The organism is Frondihabitans sucicola (genome assembly GCF_030296615.1).
GTDB lineage: Bacteria > Actinomycetota > Actinomycetes > Actinomycetales > Microbacteriaceae > Frondihabitans > Frondihabitans sucicola.
This window is the reverse complement of the sequence record NZ_AP027732.1, coordinates 1,516,928-1,535,530: the sequence shown is the minus strand read 5'-3', so window position 1 is coordinate 1,535,530 and position 18,603 is coordinate 1,516,928. Positions and strand designations below refer to the sequence as shown.

Sequence of the window (18,603 nt, the reverse complement as noted above, 5' to 3'; positions counted from 1 at the left end):
ATGAAGCGAAGGGAGAGGACAGCCGCCCGCGCGCGCCGAAGGGGCGCGCGCCGCGCGGGGGCCGCCACCGCGATGCGGTGGCTAGAGCCTGTCTGCTTCAGGAATCAGCACTCGTTCAGGGTAGCAAACGACCTGGACGAAGGGGGCCCGGCGCCCGTCGCCAGGACTCGCAGGCGAAGCGGGGAGTCAGAGGCTGCGATCTCGGGCCGCGAGGAGGCCGACGACCAGCTGGATGGCGAGCAGCGGGAAGAGGACGCCGAGCGCGAGATTCCAGGAGCCGGTCGCATCGTGGAGGAGACCGATCGCGATCGGCCCGGCAGCCGCGATGAGGTAGCCGACGCTCTGGGCCATGCCGGAGAGGCGGGCCGCCTGGAGCGGGTGGCGCGTCCGGAGGCCGAAGAGCGACAGGGCCAGCACGATGGCGCCGCCCGCGCCGACGCCCGTCACGCAGACGCCGATCACGGCGAGCGGCGGCGCGAACATCGCGATCGCGATGCCGGCAGCGACGAGGAGCGTGGAGGTCGCGGCGAGGACGCGCTGATCGTCGCCCCGGCGGAGGACGCTCGAGGCGCCCAGGCTGCCGGCGATCGCGAGGGCGCTGAACAGCAGCTGGTGGAAACCGGCCTGAGCGGCCGTGAGCCCGTTGGCCAGCTCGACGGACGGCAGCCAGGTGATCAACACGTAGAACGCCGTCGACTGGAGGCCCATGAAGACCGTGACCTGCCAGGCGAGAGGCGAGCGCCAGGTCGAGCGCGCCGGTGCTCCCCCGACGGGGGCGACCGCGGCCGCATGGTGCGGCAGGCGCAGCTGCGGTGCCAGGACGATCAGAGCCACGACCGCGAGGACGGCCCAGAGCCCGAGTGACGTCCGCCACCCGCCGGGAGCGACGGCGGCGACGGGCACCGCGACGCCGGCTGCGATCGCCGCGAACGCGGACTGAGCCGCCGAGTAGATGCCGGTCACCGGGCCGACACGCCCCGGGAACTCCTCTTTGACGAGAGCCGGCAGGACCACGTTCAGCACCGCCACCGAGACGCCGAGCAGCGCCGTGCCGATCCAGAGGGACGGCGCCCAGGGCGTCGACCGGATCACGATGGCCAGGGCGAGGACCGCGAGAGCACCCGCGAGGGTTCGCTGCGGACCCCAGCGGTTGGCCAGCGACGCCGCGAACGGGGACACCACGGCGAACGCCAACAGCGGGATGCTGGTCAGCGCCGACGCGGTCGAGGCAGGCAGGTGGAGGTCGGCTCGGATCTCGCCGATGACCGGCCCCACCGGCGTGATGCCGACGCGGAGGTTGGCGGCGATCAGGAGGATGCCGATCAAAAAGAGGGTCGTGCCCGACTTCCGGGCCGTGAGGGTGCTCACTCGGCGCCCCGCGCCCCCTGGGCGGGCGCGACGGGCTCGAGGCGCATCGCCTCGGCCAAGAGGGCGGTCGCGACTCGGTCGGCGTCGTCCTCGTCGTGGGCCGCGATGGCGTCGACCAGATCGGCGTGCAGGCGGCGCAGGGCCTCCGGCTCGCGCGACCCGAGCTTCGTCGGCGGGTGATCGCCGTCCGGCGGTGTCACGCTGGCGATCCACGCGGGGATCCCCTCCAGCCCGGAGTAGATGTCGACGAGCAGGGCGTTGCCTCCGGCGCGGATCACGCCGAGGTGGAAGGCCGTGTCGGTGTCGACCGCCTCCTGCGCGCTGGAGCTCAGGTCGCGGGCCGCGAGCAGCTCTCGAAGGGCGGAGACGTCGGCCTCCGTGGCAGTGCGCGCTGCGGCTCGGGCGCCGTGCCGGTCGAGCATCGACCGCGCGTCGAGCACGTCGGCCCACTCTGCCGCGTGGATGCGGCGGTTCACCGCGGGCACGAGCTCGCTGCTGGCCCGCACATAGGTGCCGTCGCCTGCTCGGGCGCTGAGCAGCCCCGAGTGCACGAGGGCTCGAAGCGCCTCGCGGACGCTGTTACGGCTGACGTCGAGCGCGTTCGCCAGCTCGAGCTCGGACGGGAGGCGGCTTCCGATCGGATAGGTGCCGTCGTCGATTCGCGCGCGCAGGAGATCGATGATCTGCGTCGACAGGGGAACGTTGCGCGTGACGAAGGACATGATTCGAGCCTAGCCAAATGTCCTACCTTTGGCTAGTCAGCTCTTCTCGTACCCGTACGGTGGACGCATGGCATCGACGCGCTGGTTCTCGCCCGAAAATCCGGAAGCACGCCGGAGCGGAGCCGGAGGCCTCAACCGCGGCGCGAAGGGGCGGCCCTTCACTTCGCTGCCGGCAGGCGGAACCCTGACACTGCTCGACACCGCATCGTCGGATGCCCAAGGACCGGGCACGGTGCAGCGGATCTGGCTGACACTGAGCGATCTGTCGCCCCAGACGATCCGGGGAATTCGGATGCGCGCCTGGTGGGACGACGACTCCCAGCCGGCCATCGACGTCCCCCTCGGCGCCTTCTTCGGGTTCCCGACCGGTGTGCTGACGCGCCTGCGCTCGCACTGGTTCACCAGCCCGGAGGAGGAGTCTCTGCGCCACCCTGCCGCTGCCGTTCGCCACGGCCGCCCGAATCGAGCTCCACAACACCGCCGACGTCGATGTCGAGCGGGTCTTCTACGAGATCGCCGTCGAGTTCCGCGAGCACGGCCTCGCCGAGCGGGTGCACTGCGTCTTCGCCGAAGCGACCCCGGTCGCTCTCGACGGCCCGATGACCGCTCTGGAGCTGAAGGGCGCCAGCGGTCGACTCCTGGGACTACAGCTCGGAGCCGTGATCGATCCCCGCTACGGGGAGCTCTGGTGGGGCGAAGGCGAGGTGCGGATCGCGCTGGGCGATGATCCTGCACCGACGCTCAGCGGGACGGGGATCGAGGACTGGGCGGGCACCGGCTGGGGCATGGGCGAGTTCAGCGACCCGTTCCAGGGCTGCCCGATCGCGGGCACGGACGGCCAGTGGACGCCCTACCGCCTCCACGTGGAGGACCGCGTCTGGTTCGACGGCGGCATCCGGGTCACGGTCGACGCCATCGGCGGGGGCCCGGCGGACCACGTGCTGGCGCTCCTCGCGAGCGGCGCGCCGGGGGTCCCCATCACGATCGACCGCGATGGCCACCCCCTCCGCCGACTGCTCGACGAACCTCTCGCCCCCGGCGAGGACACCTCCGACGGCTGGATGAACTTCCGCCGTTCCGACAGCTACGCCGCGACCACCTGGTTCGCGCTCGACACCCCCGCGCACGCCGGAATGTGACGCCCGGAGAGGCGCATCGGCGTTCTCCATTGACAAAATCCACTCTATGGAATTAGTTTGACGGAGCCGGGCCGCGCACGGGGCGGGATCGGTGCCTTTCACTTCCCGGAACGATGGAGTTCTCATGAAAGTCCGATCACTGTCCCTTGCGATCTCGGCCGTCCTGGTGACGGCCGTGGCGCTTCCAGCCTCGGCGCACGCCGTCGGAGTCGGCGCGAGCCACTCCCCGTCGACAGCCCCCTCGGCGTCGCGGGCGACGACTGCGTTGGCTGCGGCACCGACGGCCTGCGGGGCCGGCACCGCGAATCCCACGTCCAACAACGTCACCGACTACCACCTCGACACCAACGTCGTCGCGCCCGGTCGTTGGTCGTACCAGAGCCTCGACTCCGACACCCCTGGCCTGCTCGCCAAGGGCGGGACCGGCGCCTTCGCGGCCGACGAGTGGGCCGCCGATCTGAACAAGCCGGAGCACGCCTGGTACGTCAAGGCCGACGGCTCCATCGGCACCGACTACCGGCCGATCGCCGACGTCTACACGGTGCCGGACACCGCCGACGGCAAGACGGAACACGTGAGCGGCACGTTCACGTCGCCCGGCGGCCGCTTCCGGGTCCTGCTCGCCCACGACGGCGACGGCACCGCGACCACGGGACCGTTCTCCGAGCTCTACTCGTACACCGGCACCTCCGCGTCGTTCGACCTCGACGTGAAAGTCGCGAAGGGCGACGACGTCATCTTCGTCAGCGACCAGGTCAGCACCTGGTGGGTCGCCGGGAAGCTGAACGCGACCGTCACCACGGAGGTGGCCGCCCCGACCGCGCCCGTGACGGCGACGCCCGGTGCAGGATCCATCACCACCGGCAAGAAGGTCGCTCTCGCGAGCAAGACGCCCGGCGCCTGCATCTCGTACACGACGGACGGCACCGACCCGCGCACCTCCGCCACCAAGACCACGTACGCGAAGCCGATCACGATCACGGCGGACACCGACATCAAGGCCGTCGCCGTGGCCGGCGACGGCGCCCCCAGCCCCGTGGCCGATCTGCCCTTCACCCTCTCAGAGCCGTTCCGATCCTTCGCCGGTGAGAACCAGGCTTCTCTCGACGGCCTCGTGGGCAACGTCTCGTGGGACCGGCAGGACTTCGACTGGGGCACGATCGAACCCACGAAGGGCGTGATCGACAAGGCGGCTCTCGCCAAGTACGTGGCCCAGTTCACCGAGGCGAAGGCGCACGGCATCACGATCCTGCCCGTGCTCGACTACACCGCCGGCTGGGCGGCGAACCGCACCGGATACACCTACGAGTTCCACGGCACGACGTACATCTACGGCGCGGTGACGAGTGAGGCGAACGGAACGTTCACGAGGCCGCTGACCACCAAGGACTCGCACGGCAAGATCCTGACGACGACGGCCACGGCTCAGACCAACATCGGCCACACGCCGCCGCAGGATCCCAAGGACTTCGCGAAGTTCGTGCAGCTCGCGGTCGACACGCTGAAACCCCTCGGGATCACGTACTACCAGGTGTGGAACGAGGCCTACCCGGGCTCCGGCTTCTGGGAGGGCGGCATGGACGAGTACATGCACGACATCCAGCTGCCCGCCTCGAAGGTGCTGCACGACAACGGCGTGAAACTGGTCTACGGAGGCTGGATCGCCGGCGCCCCGATCAGCGAGTACATCGCGCTGCTCACGAAGTGGAACGCCTGGAAGTCGGTCGACGTCTTCGACATGCACTACATGCCGATCGGCGCCATGCAGACCGTCTACGCCGCCGCGCAGAAGCACGGCATCAAGCACCCGGCCGTCTGGCAGACCGAACTCGGCTTCACCCCCGAGGACAAGTTCGTCGCCGACATCTTCCCGCGCGTCTTCCACTGGGCACTGAGCAAGGGCGGGAGCAACCCCGACCAGTTCAAGCTGTTCTACTTCGCCGACTGGGCACCCAACGACCCCGCGGCGTTCGGGTACAACCAGGCGCTGAAATCCGGCGACTCGCTGAGCCCGAAGGGCAAGACCCTCGTGACCCTGGCAGACCTCCTGCGCGGCACGAAGGCCACGACCTACGACACCTTCACGACGTCGCCGGGGCTCAAGCCGGACATCAACGAGAGCGCCTCGACGGCGAACGGCTTCGAGCTCGACGGAAAGCACGTGGTGCTGGCCATCGACCTCAAGCGCCAGAACCAGGCCAACATCTTCTTCGACCAGAACACGGGTGACACGCTGCACCTCGACTTCGGCACGCCGATGATGACGGTCACGTTCAAGGACGTCCACGACGTGAAATCGCTCGACCGGGTCGACCTGTACGGCAACAAGACGCCGCTGACGTGGAAGAACCTCGGCCACGGCACGGTGCAGGCGCAGGTTCCGATCATCGACGCCGACCCCACAGTGAAGACGCTCAACCGGTCCGAGAACGAAGACATCTTCTACCTCTCGCTCCAGCAGGGCTGACGATCCGCCAGCGGACCGCTCCCCGGCGATCGCCCTCGGCCTCAGGCCGGGGGCGATCGTCGTCTCCGTGGTCTGCGCGGTCTCCGCGGTCTGCGCGGTCTCCGCGGTCAGGAAGCCGTCTGGTCGAGCACCAGGCACGCCGCGCCGACGGCCCCGGAATCGTCGCCCAGGGCCGTGCCGACGACGCGGATCTCGTGGATGCCCCGGGTGATGGACAGGGCGCGGATGATCGGAGCCGCCACGGCGAGATACCGGTCGGCGATCCTCGACCAGGTCGGACCGCCGAAGACGATGGTGTCGACGTCGAGGAGGTTGGCGATCCGCCCGACCGCTCCCCGTCCGCGCCGCCGCGTCGTTCAGGATTGACGCCGCGCGCTCGTCGCCCTCGTCCGCCAGGCGGCAGAGGTCGGTGAACCTCGCGTCGACCGCGAGAGGTTCGTCGATTCCGGGGCTCGCCTCGAAGATCCCGGCCAGCACGGCGCGGTGCAGCAGGACGACCGGATTGACCATGTCGCCCAGGTCGACCGTCCCCGCACCGTCTTCTCCGGCGACCTCGAACATGCCGACGTCTCCGGCGTTGCCCGAGACTCCGCGCACGACGACGTCGTCGGCGATGACGCCGACGCCGATTCCGGCCCCGAGGTAGACGAACAGCGCGTTCTGCGAGTCGGTCGCCTGCCCGGTCCAGCGTTCGGCGACGACGGCCGCGACGACGTCCTTGTCGAGCAGCGCGGGGAATCCTGTCGCCGCCGCGACGCGGTCCCTGACCGGCACGTCGTGCCACTCGGTCAGGAGCGGCGGATCCAGCACGGTCCCCGCTTCGGCGTCGATCGGCCCCGGCGAGGCGATGCCCACCCCGGCGACCCGCGCCCGGTCGATGGCGTTCTCGTCGAGGATCCGGCTGATCCGTTCGCCGACGCCCGCGAGCAGTCGGTCGGGGGTGTCGCCGGGGGACGTCGAGAACGAGGTGCGGGCGACGATGCCGCCGGTCAGGTCGAGGAGGACGATGGTCACCAGCGCCGGATCGAGGTGCACGCCGACCGCGTACGCGCCGGAGGGATCGAGCGACAGCAGCGTGCGCGGCTTTCCCATTCCGCTGCTGGTCTTGCCGGTGACCCTGATCATCCCGATGTCCATGAGGCGCTGGCAGATGTTCGAGACGGCCTGAGGCGACAGACCCGTGGCCGCGGTGAGCTCGACGCGGCTGAGCCCGGCCTCGGAACGCCTGATGTACCCGAGGACGACCGCTTCGTTCAGGTCGGCCAGCTGCGGCAGGTTGGTGCCGCTGCGCCGGGGCACGCGATTCAGGCGTTGGGGGTCACAAGACTTTCTTCGATCGGTCGGGGACGCCGGACCGCCCAAGTCTAGGGCGCGGCCACCGCCCCGCCGCGGAGGCGGCCGGGGCGGGCACCACGACGAGCAACCGGTTGTTCACCCACTAGGCTCGATCTGCGGCGACCCCGGGAGAGATGGTAGGAGCTTCGCGGTGAAGACCATTACGCTCAGCGACGTCGCTGCTGTCGCGCACGTCGACCTGTCGACCGCCTCCCGAGTCCTCCGCGGCGAGGGCCGCGTCTCGACCGAGACCCGCCGGCGCATCCTCGACGCCGCCGAGCGCCTCGACTACCGCCCCAACGCTCAGGCGCAGTTCCTCGCCCGCGGCATCAGCAAGACGGTCGGCGTGCTCACCATGAACGCCCCCGGCGTCTTCGCGATGCCCGTGCTGACCGGGGTGACGACGACCCTCGGTCAGCTCGACATCGCGACGCTGCTGTACGACGCCCGCACCGACAGCGGCCTGCTCCGCGAATCGGTCCGCAAGTTCCACGCCAGGCGCATCGACGGGCTCCTCGTCCTGGGGGCGGGTCTGATGCGCACCCCGATCCACTCCATCAGCAGCGGATTCGACGTACCGGTGGCGTACGCCTACGCGACCTCCGACGATCCTGCCGACGCCTGGTTCATGCCGGACGGCGAGCAGGCGGGCCGCCTGGCGGCGAAGCACCTGATCGACATCGGACGACGCAGGATCGCGCACATCACGTCGAAGGACGACATCGGAGCGCGCGACCGCGCCGCCGGATTCCGGGCCACCCTCGCCACCGCCGGGTTGGAGATGGTCTCGGCCGCTCCCCTCGAAGGCGACTGGACGAGGCTGTGGGGCGGGGAGGCGACCCGTCGACTCCTCGACCAGGGCGTCGACTTCGACGCGATCTTCTGCGGCAACGACCAGATCGCGCTCGGCGCCTACGGCGTGCTGCGCGCGGCCGGCGTGTCCGTTCCCGACGACGTCGCCCTGGTCGGCGTCGACAACTGGGAGGGTCTCGTGGGCAATGGCGACCCGCTGCTGACGACCGTCGACCCGAATCTGCTCGGCGTCGGCAAGTCGGCCGCCCGGTTCCTCACGGCAGCCACCGAGGGCGACTACACGCCGGGTGCCCACTACGAGCCGGCCTCCCTGGTGCTCGGGGAGACGACGATGGGGTCGGGGTACCGCACCACGTCCGACCCCGAGGGCCGGATCTGACGCAAGGCTTCTGGGAGCGGCACCGGGCCGGGTCGGGCGCGCGGCCGGGTCGCTCAGCGGGCCGCGGCGATCACGGCCAGGACGCGCTGTCGGAGGTCTCCCAGCGCTGCGAGCGTCTGGTCGGTGCTCGTCACGGCGCCGTCGAACTGCTTCACGATGCCGATGAGTTCGAGACGGAACCCTGCGCTCTCCAGGAACGACAACTCGGCCGACTCGTCGATGGTCCGGGCCACGGCGAGCCGTTCCCGGATCACTGCTGCGACTGCTTCGTCGTACGCCATCGTTCGTCCTTCCCGTCCGTCGAGGCTACCGCCGCATCGTCCACGGCGACGGTGCGCAGGTGCGGCCGTCGTGCCGACGCGGTGGGGTCGCTGGAGGGCCACTGCTCGGCGAGAGCGCTCCTGGCTTCCGGGCGGCTTCGGAGTGCGAGTGACTCCGCCTCGGGATCCGCCTGACCCAGCGGCAAGCAGTCACCGTCTCATTTCTGAGAATTCCAGTAGATCGTCTCACTGGTGAGACTCGCTGGTAGTCTTCTTTCGTGATCATCGACCGCATCCGGGCAGAAGCCGAGACGCTGGGCATCGCTGTCACCGACCTCGCTGCCCGCGCCGGCCTGAGTCGCGCCAGTGCCTATCGGCTCATGTCGGGCGAGATCTCGCCGCGCCTCGACGATCTCCGTGAGCTGGCGATCGCAGCCGGGTACGACCTCGACGTCCGGCTCGTGCCGCTCAGCGACCCCGCGGCCGCGGCCGCAGCGCGGATCCTTCTGGGAGACCGAGACCTCCACGCCGTCACCGATTCGTCCGGCGCGGACGCCTCCATCGGAACGCCGCTCGACGTGCGCGCCTGGATCGAGCGACTGCAACGCCTCACGGACGGAACTCCGGAATCCATCATCGTGGCCGCAGGCCACGCCGCCTCGCTCCAGAACCGCGCCGGTATCCAGGGCCTCTGGGCTCCTTCCGGATTTACCATCGACCGACTGGTGTCCGCCGGCCGAGCCTCCCGGGCAGACTGGGCGCTGTCCGGCTCCGCCGCGTTCGATGCGATGGGGCGCGAGGCACCGGGGCCGACGATCCTCTACACGACCGATCAGCGAACCATCACTCAACTGCTTAGCGACACCTTCACGGTCGTGGATCCGCGAGGAGCCCCGCTCCTCGTGGTCGAAGCAGACCGGCTGACATTCTCGGGGGCGGAGGCTGTCGAGCAGGTGAATCTCGTGACCCCGACCCAGGCGATCGTCGACGCGATCGGGCTCGGGGGCCGACTCGCCGAGGTGGCTCTGGACGCTATTCGGGAGGCGCGATGAGCGACGAGTGGCGCTGGGGCGCCGGCCCGAACCGGTACGTCAAACGCCCGGGTACAGGAGCCGATCCTCCTCGGCCGGACGGGATTCCTCTCCGACGTCCCCTGACACAGAATGCGTTACAGCTCACGGGCATCACCTACGACCGTGGGCGTGTCGACTTCGACCGGCTCCGCGAGTCGGATGTCGAGCGCGCGCGGACGCGGTTCCGCCGGAGCTTGCCGGATCTGATCTGGAACGCCGCCGCCCTCGAGGGAAACACGTTCACGCTCCCCGAAGTGCGGACCCTGCTCGACGGAGTGACAGTCGGCGGCAAGCCGCTCGCAGACGAAGAGCAGGTCCTCGCGCTCTCCGAGGGCTACAGCCGACTCGACGAACTCGTCGGAACCCGCGAATTCACCCTCAGCAAGGTCGTCAGCGACCAGGCGCACAGCATGATCGCGCGGCACGAAGCGATCGAATCGGGCCACTTCCGTGGCGAAGGCTTGACCGGCGGTGGTGGCGACGTCCGCCTCTCCAACGGCGGATACGTCCGAGGCGTTCCGGCGGCGGACCTTCCGGCGAGGTTCGAGCGGCTCGCGACGTACATCGGCACCCTGGACGACCCTCGCGAGCAGGCGCTGGTGTACTTCGCTGCGGCCACCCGGTCACAGTTCTACTTCGACGGGAACAAGCGCACGGCCCGCCTGATGATGACCGGCATGCTGATGAGCAGTGGCTTCGACGCGGTGAACATCCCCTTCGCCCGACAGTACGAGTTCAACCTCGCCCTCGACGACCTGTTCACGACGGACGACGGCACGGCCCTGATGGCGTTCGTCGCCGACTGCGCCGACCGCGACGGATAACGGCTGCACGACGCGAGAAATCAGCCGTCGGTCATGCGCCCCGTCGATGTGGAGGCACTGCACTAGTCCTGACGGGAGGAGACGTCATCGTCGTCGCGGCGTGAGCCGCGAGCCTTTTTCACGGTGTCTCGCCCGAGTGACAGGGCTTCGGACTCCAAGCTCACGGAGGGGCCCCCATCAGTTCCCAGACGCGCGCGATTCCGAGGAGTCCGCAGATGACGACGAGGGTTCCCGTTCGCTGCAGATTCTCCGCGCGGTGCGATCCGTTGTCCAGGTGATAACCCGTGACGATCTGGAGCGTGAAAACGGCCGCTAGCGCAAGAAGGAAGCCCAGGTCGCGCACGAGGGCCCATGACCACCGCGCGCGGCGCAGGGATAAGCCCGCTCCCACGAGGAAGAAGATGCCAGCGCTGCCAACGGCCGCACTGACAGCCCCGAGGTCCTGTCCGGGGATGAGGCCTAGAAGGCAGATCACGACGATGTTGGTGAATGCCGTCAGCGCTGCGGCGGCGCGTACGCGGTGAAGAACTCCGTCGCGGCTCTTGATTCGCTCTTGCGAGACGGATAGCGCGACGAAGAGCAAGCCGATGAGGGCTCCTGCGACACCGGCCCCGGCGAGGAAGAAGTCGTGATATTCAGCGATTTGTGCGTTCATGCTGGAACCTCTCATAGCGAGATGGGGCGTGCGTCGATCTCTGCAGACTGCCGCACCGCCCGCGGAAAGGTGCTATTTCGAGCGGGGCAGGGAGGCCGCGACGTCGGCCGGGTCGACTCCGTTGGGGACGAAGAGCGTCCAGACGTCGGAGCCGTCGCGCCGTTCGGCGAGGTACAGCACGCGGCTACCGGTCGCGTTCAAGTCGTCTCCCTCGAGGTACTCGACGGGTTTGCGGCTGGTCGTGCACTGATCGGAGGGATTGATCACATCGAGGGCTTTCGCCGACACGGACCCTTTCAGGACCGCGGAGACCTTCGCCCGGTGGATGTCGTAGCGCCCTGCCCGTTCGATGGTCCTGTCGGTCGTCGAGATGTCGGCCACGACGACGACCGGCGCCGCCGCGAACCGCTCGGCGGGAGTTTTCAGGCTGATGTAGTCGACACAGGATCCGGACGCGGGGAGGAGGGCGCACGACGAGAGACCCGCCGCTGCGAACCCGACGAGGAGAGCGGCGGCTGCCACTCGTCGCAGGCGATCGCTCGCTCTCATGTCCACCCCCGTGACCTCAGACGCCTCTCTCAACTCTGACGCGTCTCGGCGATGACGACCAGGTGGGCCCGTAACGATCCGATAAACCTCCCACCTGACGCGAAGAGGGCACGGGCGGCCGTCACCACTCGGCGAAGCTCCCGTCCCCGTTCGTCCAGAGCGGCGAACCCGGCTCGAGGGCGCCCGTGACCACGGCGGCGCGGACGGCGTCCTCGTCGACGTCGATGCCGAGTCCGGGGCCGGTCGGACGGTCGATGTGCCCGTCGGTGACGGCGAGCACGCCGGGGTTCACCAGGAGCCCGAGGTCGGCGCTCGTCGCAGGATCGAGGTCGATCGTGTGTTCCTGCGCGTAGAAGTGGGGCACTGCGAAGTCGAGCTGCAGGCAGGCCGCGAGCGCGACCGGACCGAGCGGGCAGTGCGGCGCGAGCTGAACGTCGTACACCTCGGCCAGGGCTGCGATGCGAAAGCACTCCGTGATGCCGCCGGCGTGCGAGGGATCCGGCTGGGCGATGGCGATCCCCGCTTCGAGGACGCGCCGGAACTCGGCTCGCGAGTGGAGGCGCTCCCCCATGGCGATCGGGATCGTGGTCGAGGCGACGATGTCGCCGATCCGCTCGGAGTGCTCCGGGCGGAGCGGCTCCTCGACGAACGCCGGGCGGAGCGGCTCGAGGAGGGGCAGGAGGCGACGGCTCTCGGCGACCGAGAAGCGCCCGTGCAGATCGACGGCGAAGTCCGCTCGGTCTCCGATCGCTCGTCGGAACTCCCCGAGCTCGGCGACGAGGAGGTCGATGGACCCGGGCGTCCCGATGAAGTCGCGCGGGCCGTCGGGGGCCACCTTCAGGAGCGTGTAGCCGGCCGAGACGCGCTCCGCGGCCGACGCAGGATCGCCCGTCCGACCGGCCGTGTTGGCGTGCGCGTACACGCGCACCCGGTCTCGGACGGCCCCGCCGAGGAGCTCGTGGACAGGTGCCCCGAGGTGCTTCCCGAGGATGTCCCAGAGCGCCTGGTCGAGGCCCGCGACGGCGGAGGCGAAGACGGGTCCGCCGCGATAGAAGCCGCCCCGGGACAGCACCTGCCAGAGCCGGGTGATGCGGCGGGGGTCCTGCCCGATCAGGAACTCGGCCATCCGCTCCACTGCGGCACGCGCGGTGAGCGCCCAGCCCTCGAGCGTCGGTTCGCCCCAGCCGGCGATCCCGGCGTCGGTGCTCACCTTGACGAGCACGCGCCGGTTCCCGAGAACGAAGGTCTCGACCGCGGTGATACGCATGGCGCCGCAGACCTCAGGGGTACCGGAGGGCGCCGTCGGGCGACCGCACCCCGGCAGCCCAGGCGTCGTGGCCGGACAGCTCTGCCGCGAACCGACGCGCGGCATCCTCGTCGAGGTCGATGCCCCAACCGGGCTCCTCATTGGGCCGGAGCCAGCCGTCCTCGATCCTGAGGGTGCCCGGGAACACTTCGTGCGTCGCGTCGTTGTAGACGTGACCCTCCTGGATGCCGAAGGCGGGCGAGCCCACGTCGAGGGCGACGTTCGCGGCGGCACCGATGGGCGATGTGTCGCCCGGGGCGTGCCAGGCGGTCCGGACCCCGGTGAACTCGGCGAGGGTGGCCAGCTTCTTGGCCGGCGAGAAGCCTCCGATGGCCGAGATGTGGCAGCGGATGAAGTCGACGCCGCCGTCGAGGATGAGTCCGGCCGCGGTCGTCGCCGACGTGGCCAGCTCACCGACGGCGAGAGGGACGGGCGAGGCCGCTCGGACTCCGGGAAGGCTTCGCCACTCCTCGGGAGCCAGGACGTCCTCCAGGAAGAACAGACCGTACGGTTCGAGCGATCGTGCCAGTGTGACGGCCTGCTTCGGGGTCAGCCGCGAGTGCGCGTCGTGGAGCAGTTCGACGTCGGGGCCGAGCTCCTGTCGGGCGCGCTCGAAGAGTGCGGGGGTGACGCGGAGATACTCCTCGACACGCCAGCCGTCGGGGTACGGGCTGCCCGGGTAGCCTCCGCCGACGCCGTGTGCGCCGTACGCGCCGATCCCCGGCTGGCCGACCTGAAGCCGGATGTGCCGCCACCCCTCGGCGACGTACGCCCGGGCCTGGTCGAGGGTCTCCTCGACCGTCGCGCCGCCGGCGTGGATGTAGGTGTCCGCCGCCGCGCGCGCCTTGCCTCCGACGAGCTCGTGGACGGGAAGCCCGGAGCGCTTGCCCGCGATGTCCCAGAGCGCCATGTCGAGGCCGGAGAGGGCGTTGTTCTCGACGCCGCCGTCCCGCCAGTACCCGGACAGGCGGACGAGCCTCGTGAGGTCCTCGATGTCGCCGGGGTACCTGCCGACGACCAGCCGTTCGAGATGCTCCTCGACGAACGACACGACGGAGTGCCACCGCTGCGTGAACGTCGCGCAGCCCAGACCGTAGAGTCCGTCGACGTTCGTGTCGACGCGCACCACGACCAGCGGCGTTCCCTCGGGCGCCGTCACGATCGTACGGACCCCGGTGATGCGCGTGCCGTCCCGCGCGGGCCAGGGCTGCTCGAAGGTGGGCTCGGTGAGGAGGTCAGACATTGAGGGCGTCTCCGGTGCGTGAGGGGAGGGTTCGGAAAGAGGAGGGTCGGACAGCGAGTACTGCGGTTCGAAGCCGAGAAGCGTTCTGGCGCGCGTGGTGTCGATCGCGGCGTCGCAGCCGTCGATGGGCGACCGGACCGGGACCCCGGGAGCGTAGGCGGCCAGCATCTCGGCCGTCGGCCGGTCGAGGAGGGTGTCGCGGGCGCTCACTCCGACGACGTGGGATCCGCTGAGCGGCGCCGTGAGCGCGAGCCGGATGGCTCGGGCGGCATCGCGCGTGTCGAGGTAGCTCCACCCCTCGCGCACCGTGCGAGCCGGGTCGGCGCGGATGCCGGCTGCCGTCTCGCGCAGGACCTCGACGTTCTTGACCAGCGGGAACCGGATCGCGACGACGTCGATCCCCAGCGACGCCACGCCATCCTGCTGGTCGACTCGTCGGAGTGCTTGGAGAGCGAGTAGGCGTCTTCGAGATCGACGGGGAGCTCCTCGTCGAGCGGGAAGTAGGCGGGCATCGGACCGTGGGCGTTCATCGGCACCCCGAACGCGTTGATGCTGCTCGCGATCACGGCCCGGGGGACGCCCAGGGCGCCGGCCGAGCTGAGGACGTTGAACGTCGCCGTGACGTTCGTCCGGTACACCTCGAGCGGAGTGCCGAGAGTCGGATGCGGGATGGCGGCGAGGTGGACCACGCCGTCGACGCCGTCGAGGGCCTCCGCGACGTCCGTGGGCGAGGTCGCGTCACCGACCACGATGCGGTCGGCTCCGGGCGGGAAGGGACCGGCGAGCGAGAGCGCCGTGACGGCGATCCCGTGCTCGACGAGCTCGGCCGTCGCCGCCGTCCCGATCTCGCCGGCAGCGCCGGTGACAAGCACCCGTCTGGGCGCTCGATTGCTGTTGGTCGTCATTCGTCGGCCTCTAACCCTTCACTCCGCCGGACAGCCCGACGCCTCGCAGGAACTGGCGCTGGAAGATCAGGAACAGCACCACCGGGATCAGCAGCGCCAGGAACAGCGATGCCATCTGGATGCTCACCTCCGAGTTCATGGCCAGCCTCGGCAGCGCTACCGAGATGGGCTGGATGCCGGGATTCTGCAGGACGAGGAGCGGCCACAGGTAGTCCTTCCACGACGCCATGACCGTCAGCAGCGCCACGACGCCGAGGATCGGGCGCGAGAGCGGGATGACGATGAGCAGGAAGACCCGCACGGTACCGGCGCCGTCGATGCGGGCGGCCTCGAAGAGCTCGTGCGGGATCGCGTCGAAGAACCGCTTCACGACGAGGATGTTGAACGCGTTGGCGGCCCCCGGCAGCCAGAGGGCCCAGTAGGTGTTGAGGAGGCTCTGACCCGTTCCCGGAAGATGCAGGATCGTCAGGTACAGCGGCACCAGGATCACGATTCCGGGAACGAAGAGCGTGGCGAGGATCGCGCCCTGGACGATCCGGCCCCACTTCGGCTTCAGCACGCTCAGCACGTAGGCGATCGTCGTGCAGACGACGAGGGTGGCGACGAGCTGTCCGAGCGCGATCAGGCCGGTGTTCGTGAGGTAGTGTCCGATCCCGCTCTGCGACCAGGCGCGACCCAGGTTCGACCACTCGACGACGCCGGAGGGGAACAGGGCGAACGGGTCGCGGAGCGTGTCCTGGGTCGTCGAGATCGCGGCTTTGAAGAGCCAGAGCAACGGGCCGAGGCCGGTGACGACCAGGCCGAGCAGGATGAGGATCTGGACGACGAGCAGCGGGGCGCGGACGCCGAGGCGCTTGCGGTCGGCGAAGGAGATGATGCCGCGCTCGCTCGCCTCGGCCTCGGCCTGGTTCCGGCGCTCGCGCCGCGTCGGCGTGGGCACGAGGGTCGGGTCGGGACTCGTGGGGAATTCCGTGGTGATCAGGGGGTAGCCATCAGTCGGTGCTCCAGCGGCGGGTCGCGATTTGGTAGACGAGGGAGAAGAGGCCGAGAACGAGGGCGAGAAGAACGCTCAACGCTGTCGCGGCCCCGATGTCGTTGTTCACGAAGGCGTAGTTGTAGATCATCAGCAGGACCGTGATCGTCGCGTGCTGCGGACCGCCGCCGGTGAAGATGTACGGCTCGGTGAACACCTGCATGGTTCCGATGATCTGGAGAAGCAGCATGATCAGGATCACGCCGCGGATCTGCGGCAGCGTGATGTGCCAGACGCGTGACCAGATGCCGGAGCCGTCCAGTTCGGCGGCTTCGTAGAGCTCGGTCCGCACCGACGTCAGTGCCGCCAGGTAGATGATCACCGTGCCGCCCGCGGAGGCCCAGGTGGCTTCGAGGACGATCGACGGCAGGGCCGAGTGCGTGCTGTTCAGCCAGGGCAGCGGCCCGATCCCGACGCCGCCGAGGATCGAATTGAAGAGCCCCTTGGTGGACGGGTCGTAGAACACCTTCCAGAGCAGGATCGCGACGACGGGCGGGATGACGACCGGCAGGTAGGCGAGAACGCTGTAGATCCAGCCCCGCTTCTTGAGCTCGGACATGAAGACGGCGAGGAAGAGCGGCAGCGGGAATCCGAACAGCAGCGCGAGCCCGGTGAACGCGAGCGTGTTGAGCGCAGCCTGCGGCAGCGTCGGATCCTGCAGCACGTAGGTGAAGTTGCTGAGCCCCACCCAGGTCGCCGCCTGCACGAGGTTGGTCTTCTGGAGGCTCATGATCACCGCGTTGACGATCGGAGCCCAGGAGAAGTACCCGAAGACGAACAGGGCGGGGAGGGCGAAGACGATGGCGCTGATACCGCCGCGCGAGCGCCAGACGCGGAACGACTGGCGTCTCCGTCTCGGCGGGTGGTTCGATGCCGAAGGCGGTGTCACCAGGTCCGTCCTGGGCGATCCGTCGAGGTCGACTGATGTCATGGTCTTCGTCCCTCCCCGGTCGTCAGCGACCGAGTTGCGAGTCGATCGACTTCGCGGCGTTCGAGAGCAGCTGGTCGACGTTCGCGTTCTTGTTGGTCAGCACGGCCTGGACGACGGGGTCGAGCGCGGCGTAGACCTCCTGAGCCTTGTTGACGGGCTCGGGCTGGATCGGGATGGACGCCGTCGTCTGGAGGTACGGCTCGAAGTTCGAGATCGGCACGTCGACCTTGTCCTTGATCCAGTCGAGGTACTGTGCGTTGGTCGAGTCGCTGACCACGGAGAGCCCGGGCAGACCGACGGGGGTGTTGCTCGCCGTGGCCGCTTCGGCGACGGAGATGGCCTGGTCTTTCTTCTCGTACTGACGCAGGTAGTTCCAGTTGATCCACTTCACGGCCGCGACGCGCTCGGCGTCGGTGGCCTTGGGGCTGACGATCTCGAGCGTGCCGCCGGTCAGAGTGCCGTTGACGCCGCCGTTCTGCGGCATCGGACCCTCACCGAAGTCGTTCTTGTTCATCTTGTTGTTCGTGATGGCCGCGTTGTAGACGTCCGGCGCGGCGATCCACATGCCCACCTTGCCCGCGGCGAAGTCCTGGCTCATGGAGTCGAGGTCGTAGAGGCCGTTCGGCCCCATCGACTTGTCGGTCCAGCGCATCTCCTGCAGGTTCTTCAGCACGGCCTTCGCCGGAGCCTTGTTGAACGTCGTCTTCGTCCCGTCGGCGTTCTCGATGCTGCCGCCGTAGCTGTAGGTCATGGCGCTGAGGATCCAGCCGCCCTGGTTCTTGGTGCCGAGCGTCTCGAAGCCGGGCACGCCGGTGGCGGCCGTGATCTTCTTGGCGTCGGTGCGCACCTCGTCCCACGTCGTCGGCGGCTTGTTGGGGTCGAGACCTGCCTTCGTGAAGAGCGCCCGGTTGTAGGCGAGGCCGATGGAGTACGCGTTGACGGGGACGCCGAAGACCTTCCCCGAGGAGTCCTGGATGACCTTCAGGGTGGTCTTGTTCAGCGACTTGGTCAGCCCGGCGGTCTTCAGCGCGCTGGTCAGGTCGGCCGTCTGGCCGTTGGCGATCAGGCCCTTCGCCTCGGTGAAGGGGACGCTCAGGGTGTCAGGCAGATTGCCTCCGGCCAGGAGCGACGAGAACGTCGTGGCGTCGTAGATCGTCTCGGTCGGCTTCAGCGTGATCTTCGGGTTCGCCTTCTCGAAGGACGCGACCTGCGCGTCGTACAGCTTCCGGTTGGCCGGCTGGTTGGCCGCCGGTCGATCGCCGATCGTGATCGTGACCTTCTGATCGGCGGACGACTGCGGTGTCGACCCCGAACATGCGGCCAACGACGCGGTCACGACGACGGCCAGGCCGAGTGCGGAGAAAGCCCGCGCTCCATGTCTGTTCATTGAAAACTCCTCTGTTTTCGACCTCGGCCGGTTCTGGTCATCCGGCGCCTAGGACAAGCGCTTGCTCACGCTCATCATGCAGCAGGATCACGCCACCGTCAACACGACACACGATTTGAATGCGGGCCTTGACGCAGACCGGCGGTACGCGCACCATGTGGAGGGAACAAGCGCTTGCCCAAGTAGCTGACGAAGGAGTCACGACAGTGGACAA

General features: G+C 69.0%; 18 protein-coding genes and 2 pseudogenes. 6 read left to right on the top strand and 14 right to left on the bottom strand.

The window, feature by feature from the left end; genetic code table 11:
* Nucleotides 1-186: 186 nt before the first annotated feature.
* On the bottom strand, nucleotides 187-1,368 hold the full coding sequence (locus tag QUE79_RS08025) for an MFS transporter (RefSeq protein ID WP_286346209.1): 1,182 nt from the start codon (nucleotides 1,366-1,368) through the stop codon (nucleotides 187-189).
* Nucleotides 1,365-2,090 carry a FadR/GntR family transcriptional regulator gene (locus QUE79_RS08020; protein WP_286346208.1) on the bottom strand — a complete coding sequence of 242 codons (726 nt, stop codon included), beginning with the start codon at nucleotides 2,088-2,090 and terminating at the stop codon, nucleotides 1,365-1,367. Before QUE79_RS08020 ends, QUE79_RS08025 begins: the two co-directional genes overlap by 4 nt.
* Before the next feature lie 67 nt (nucleotides 2,091-2,157).
* Here QUE79_RS08020 and QUE79_RS25360 point away from each other — a divergent pair.
* Nucleotides 2,158-2,448: pseudogene (locus tag QUE79_RS25360) on the top strand (hypothetical protein); the annotation flags it as partial.
* Between the two features lie 40 nt (nucleotides 2,449-2,488).
* Here QUE79_RS25360 and QUE79_RS26290 read toward each other — a convergent pair.
* The gene (locus tag QUE79_RS26290; protein WP_491018496.1) at nucleotides 2,489-2,647 is read right to left on the bottom strand and encodes a hypothetical protein; all 159 of its coding nucleotides are present in this window, start codon (nucleotides 2,645-2,647) and stop codon (nucleotides 2,489-2,491) included.
* On the opposite strand from QUE79_RS26290, the gene QUE79_RS08015 reads away from it, so the two are divergent.
* Complete coding sequence (locus QUE79_RS08015) at nucleotides 2,642-3,229, top strand: DUF2961 domain-containing protein (RefSeq protein ID WP_491018486.1); 588 nt, start codon at nucleotides 2,642-2,644, stop codon at nucleotides 3,227-3,229. The genes QUE79_RS26290 and QUE79_RS08015 overlap by 6 nt on opposite strands.
* Nucleotides 3,230-3,353: 124 nt before the next feature.
* A complete protein-coding gene (locus tag QUE79_RS08010) occupies nucleotides 3,354-5,696 on the top strand; it encodes a chitobiase/beta-hexosaminidase C-terminal domain-containing protein (RefSeq protein WP_286346207.1) in 2,343 nt (780 codons plus the stop codon).
* Between the two features lie 107 nt (nucleotides 5,697-5,803).
* Here QUE79_RS08010 and QUE79_RS08005 read toward each other — a convergent pair whose 3' ends face one another.
* The gene (locus QUE79_RS08005; RefSeq protein ID WP_286346206.1) at nucleotides 5,804-5,938 is read right to left on the bottom strand and encodes a hypothetical protein; all 135 of its coding nucleotides are present in this window, start codon (nucleotides 5,936-5,938) and stop codon (nucleotides 5,804-5,806) included.
* 373 nt (nucleotides 5,939-6,311) lie between these two features.
* Nucleotides 6,312-6,788, bottom strand: a pseudogene (locus tag QUE79_RS25355) (ROK family protein); the annotation flags it as partial.
* Nucleotides 6,789-7,182: 394 nt separating this feature from the next.
* Here QUE79_RS25355 and QUE79_RS07995 point away from each other — a divergent pair.
* Nucleotides 7,183-8,223: a LacI family DNA-binding transcriptional regulator gene (locus QUE79_RS07995; protein WP_286346204.1), complete on the top strand. Its 1,041-nt coding sequence runs from the start codon at nucleotides 7,183-7,185 to the stop codon at nucleotides 8,221-8,223.
* A gap of 53 nt (nucleotides 8,224-8,276) precedes the next feature.
* Here the strand turns inward: QUE79_RS07995 and QUE79_RS07990 are convergent, their stop codons facing one another.
* Nucleotides 8,277-8,504: a hypothetical protein gene (locus QUE79_RS07990; RefSeq protein WP_286346203.1), complete on the bottom strand. Its 228-nt coding sequence runs from the start codon at nucleotides 8,502-8,504 to the stop codon at nucleotides 8,277-8,279.
* Between the two features lie 257 nt (nucleotides 8,505-8,761).
* On the opposite strand from QUE79_RS07990, the gene QUE79_RS07985 reads away from it, so the two are divergent.
* Both QUE79_RS07985 and QUE79_RS07980 read left to right on the top strand, forming a co-directional pair.
* Nucleotides 8,762-9,535, top strand: a complete 774-nt coding sequence (locus QUE79_RS07985) for a helix-turn-helix domain-containing protein (RefSeq protein ID WP_286346202.1) — start codon at nucleotides 8,762-8,764, stop codon at nucleotides 9,533-9,535.
* Between the two features lie 215 nt (nucleotides 9,536-9,750).
* Nucleotides 9,751-10,380: a Fic family protein gene (locus QUE79_RS07980; RefSeq protein ID WP_286346201.1), complete on the top strand. Its 630-nt coding sequence runs from the start codon at nucleotides 9,751-9,753 to the stop codon at nucleotides 10,378-10,380.
* A gap of 160 nt (nucleotides 10,381-10,540) precedes the next feature.
* On the opposite strand, the gene QUE79_RS07975 is transcribed toward QUE79_RS07980, so the two are convergent.
* The 8 genes from QUE79_RS07975 to QUE79_RS07940 form a co-directional block, all read right to left on the bottom strand.
* Nucleotides 10,541-11,035, bottom strand: a complete 495-nt coding sequence (locus tag QUE79_RS07975) for a hypothetical protein (protein ID WP_286346200.1) — start codon at nucleotides 11,033-11,035, stop codon at nucleotides 10,541-10,543.
* 72 nt (nucleotides 11,036-11,107) lie between these two features.
* On the bottom strand, nucleotides 11,108-11,557 hold the full coding sequence (locus QUE79_RS07970; RefSeq protein WP_286346199.1) for a hypothetical protein: 450 nt from the start codon (nucleotides 11,555-11,557) through the stop codon (nucleotides 11,108-11,110).
* 148 nt (nucleotides 11,558-11,705) lie between these two features.
* Nucleotides 11,706-12,851, bottom strand: coding sequence for a galactonate dehydratase (gene dgoD, locus QUE79_RS07965; RefSeq protein WP_286346198.1), 1,146 nt, complete (start codon nucleotides 12,849-12,851; stop codon nucleotides 11,706-11,708).
* 13 nt (nucleotides 12,852-12,864) lie between these two features.
* Entirely contained in the window at nucleotides 12,865-14,133 is a 1,269-nt protein-coding gene (locus QUE79_RS07960; protein WP_286346667.1) for an enolase C-terminal domain-like protein, read from the bottom strand.
* A gap of 206 nt (nucleotides 14,134-14,339) precedes the next feature.
* Nucleotides 14,340-15,038 carry an NAD-dependent epimerase/dehydratase family protein gene (locus QUE79_RS07955; protein WP_286346197.1) on the bottom strand — a complete coding sequence of 233 codons (699 nt, stop codon included), beginning with the start codon at nucleotides 15,036-15,038 and terminating at the stop codon, nucleotides 14,340-14,342.
* A 10-nt stretch (nucleotides 15,039-15,048) separates the two neighbouring features.
* The gene (locus QUE79_RS07950; protein ID WP_286346196.1) at nucleotides 15,049-15,978 is read right to left on the bottom strand and encodes a carbohydrate ABC transporter permease; all 930 of its coding nucleotides are present in this window, start codon (nucleotides 15,976-15,978) and stop codon (nucleotides 15,049-15,051) included.
* A gap of 52 nt (nucleotides 15,979-16,030) precedes the next feature.
* Nucleotides 16,031-17,002: a carbohydrate ABC transporter permease gene (locus QUE79_RS07945; RefSeq protein WP_286346195.1), complete on the bottom strand. Its 972-nt coding sequence runs from the start codon at nucleotides 17,000-17,002 to the stop codon at nucleotides 16,031-16,033.
* A gap of 22 nt (nucleotides 17,003-17,024) precedes the next feature.
* A complete protein-coding gene (locus QUE79_RS07940) occupies nucleotides 17,025-18,389 on the bottom strand; it encodes an extracellular solute-binding protein (protein ID WP_286346194.1) in 1,365 nt (454 codons plus the stop codon).
* Between the last annotated feature and the right edge of the window lie 214 nt (nucleotides 18,390-18,603).

Coding starts and splice junctions, on each gene's coding strand:
- QUE79_RS08020 (WP_286346208.1), bottom strand. CDS start 2,090: ATGTCCTTCGTCACGCGCAACGTTCCCCTGTCGACGCAGATCATCGAT.
- QUE79_RS08010 (WP_286346207.1), top strand. CDS start 3,354: ATGAAAGTCCGATCACTGTCCCTTGCGATCTCGGCCGTCCTGGTGACG.
- QUE79_RS07990 (WP_286346203.1), bottom strand. CDS start 8,504: ATGGCGTACGACGAAGCAGTCGCAGCAGTGATCCGGGAACGGCTCGCC.
- QUE79_RS07975 (WP_286346200.1), bottom strand. CDS start 11,035: ATGAACGCACAAATCGCTGAATATCACGACTTCTTCCTCGCCGGGGCC.
- dgoD (WP_286346198.1), bottom strand. CDS start 12,851: ATGCGTATCACCGCGGTCGAGACCTTCGTTCTCGGGAACCGGCGCGTG.
- QUE79_RS07960 (WP_286346667.1), bottom strand. CDS start 14,133: ATGTCTGACCTCCTCACCGAGCCCACCTTCGAGCAGCCCTGGCCCGCG.
- QUE79_RS07955 (WP_286346197.1), bottom strand. CDS start 15,038: ATGACGACCAACAGCAATCGAGCGCCCAGACGGGTGCTTGTCACCGGC.
- QUE79_RS07945 (WP_286346195.1), bottom strand. CDS start 17,002: ATGACATCAGTCGACCTCGACGGATCGCCCAGGACGGACCTGGTGACA.
- QUE79_RS07940 (WP_286346194.1), bottom strand. CDS start 18,389: ATGAACAGACATGGAGCGCGGGCTTTCTCCGCACTCGGCCTGGCCGTC.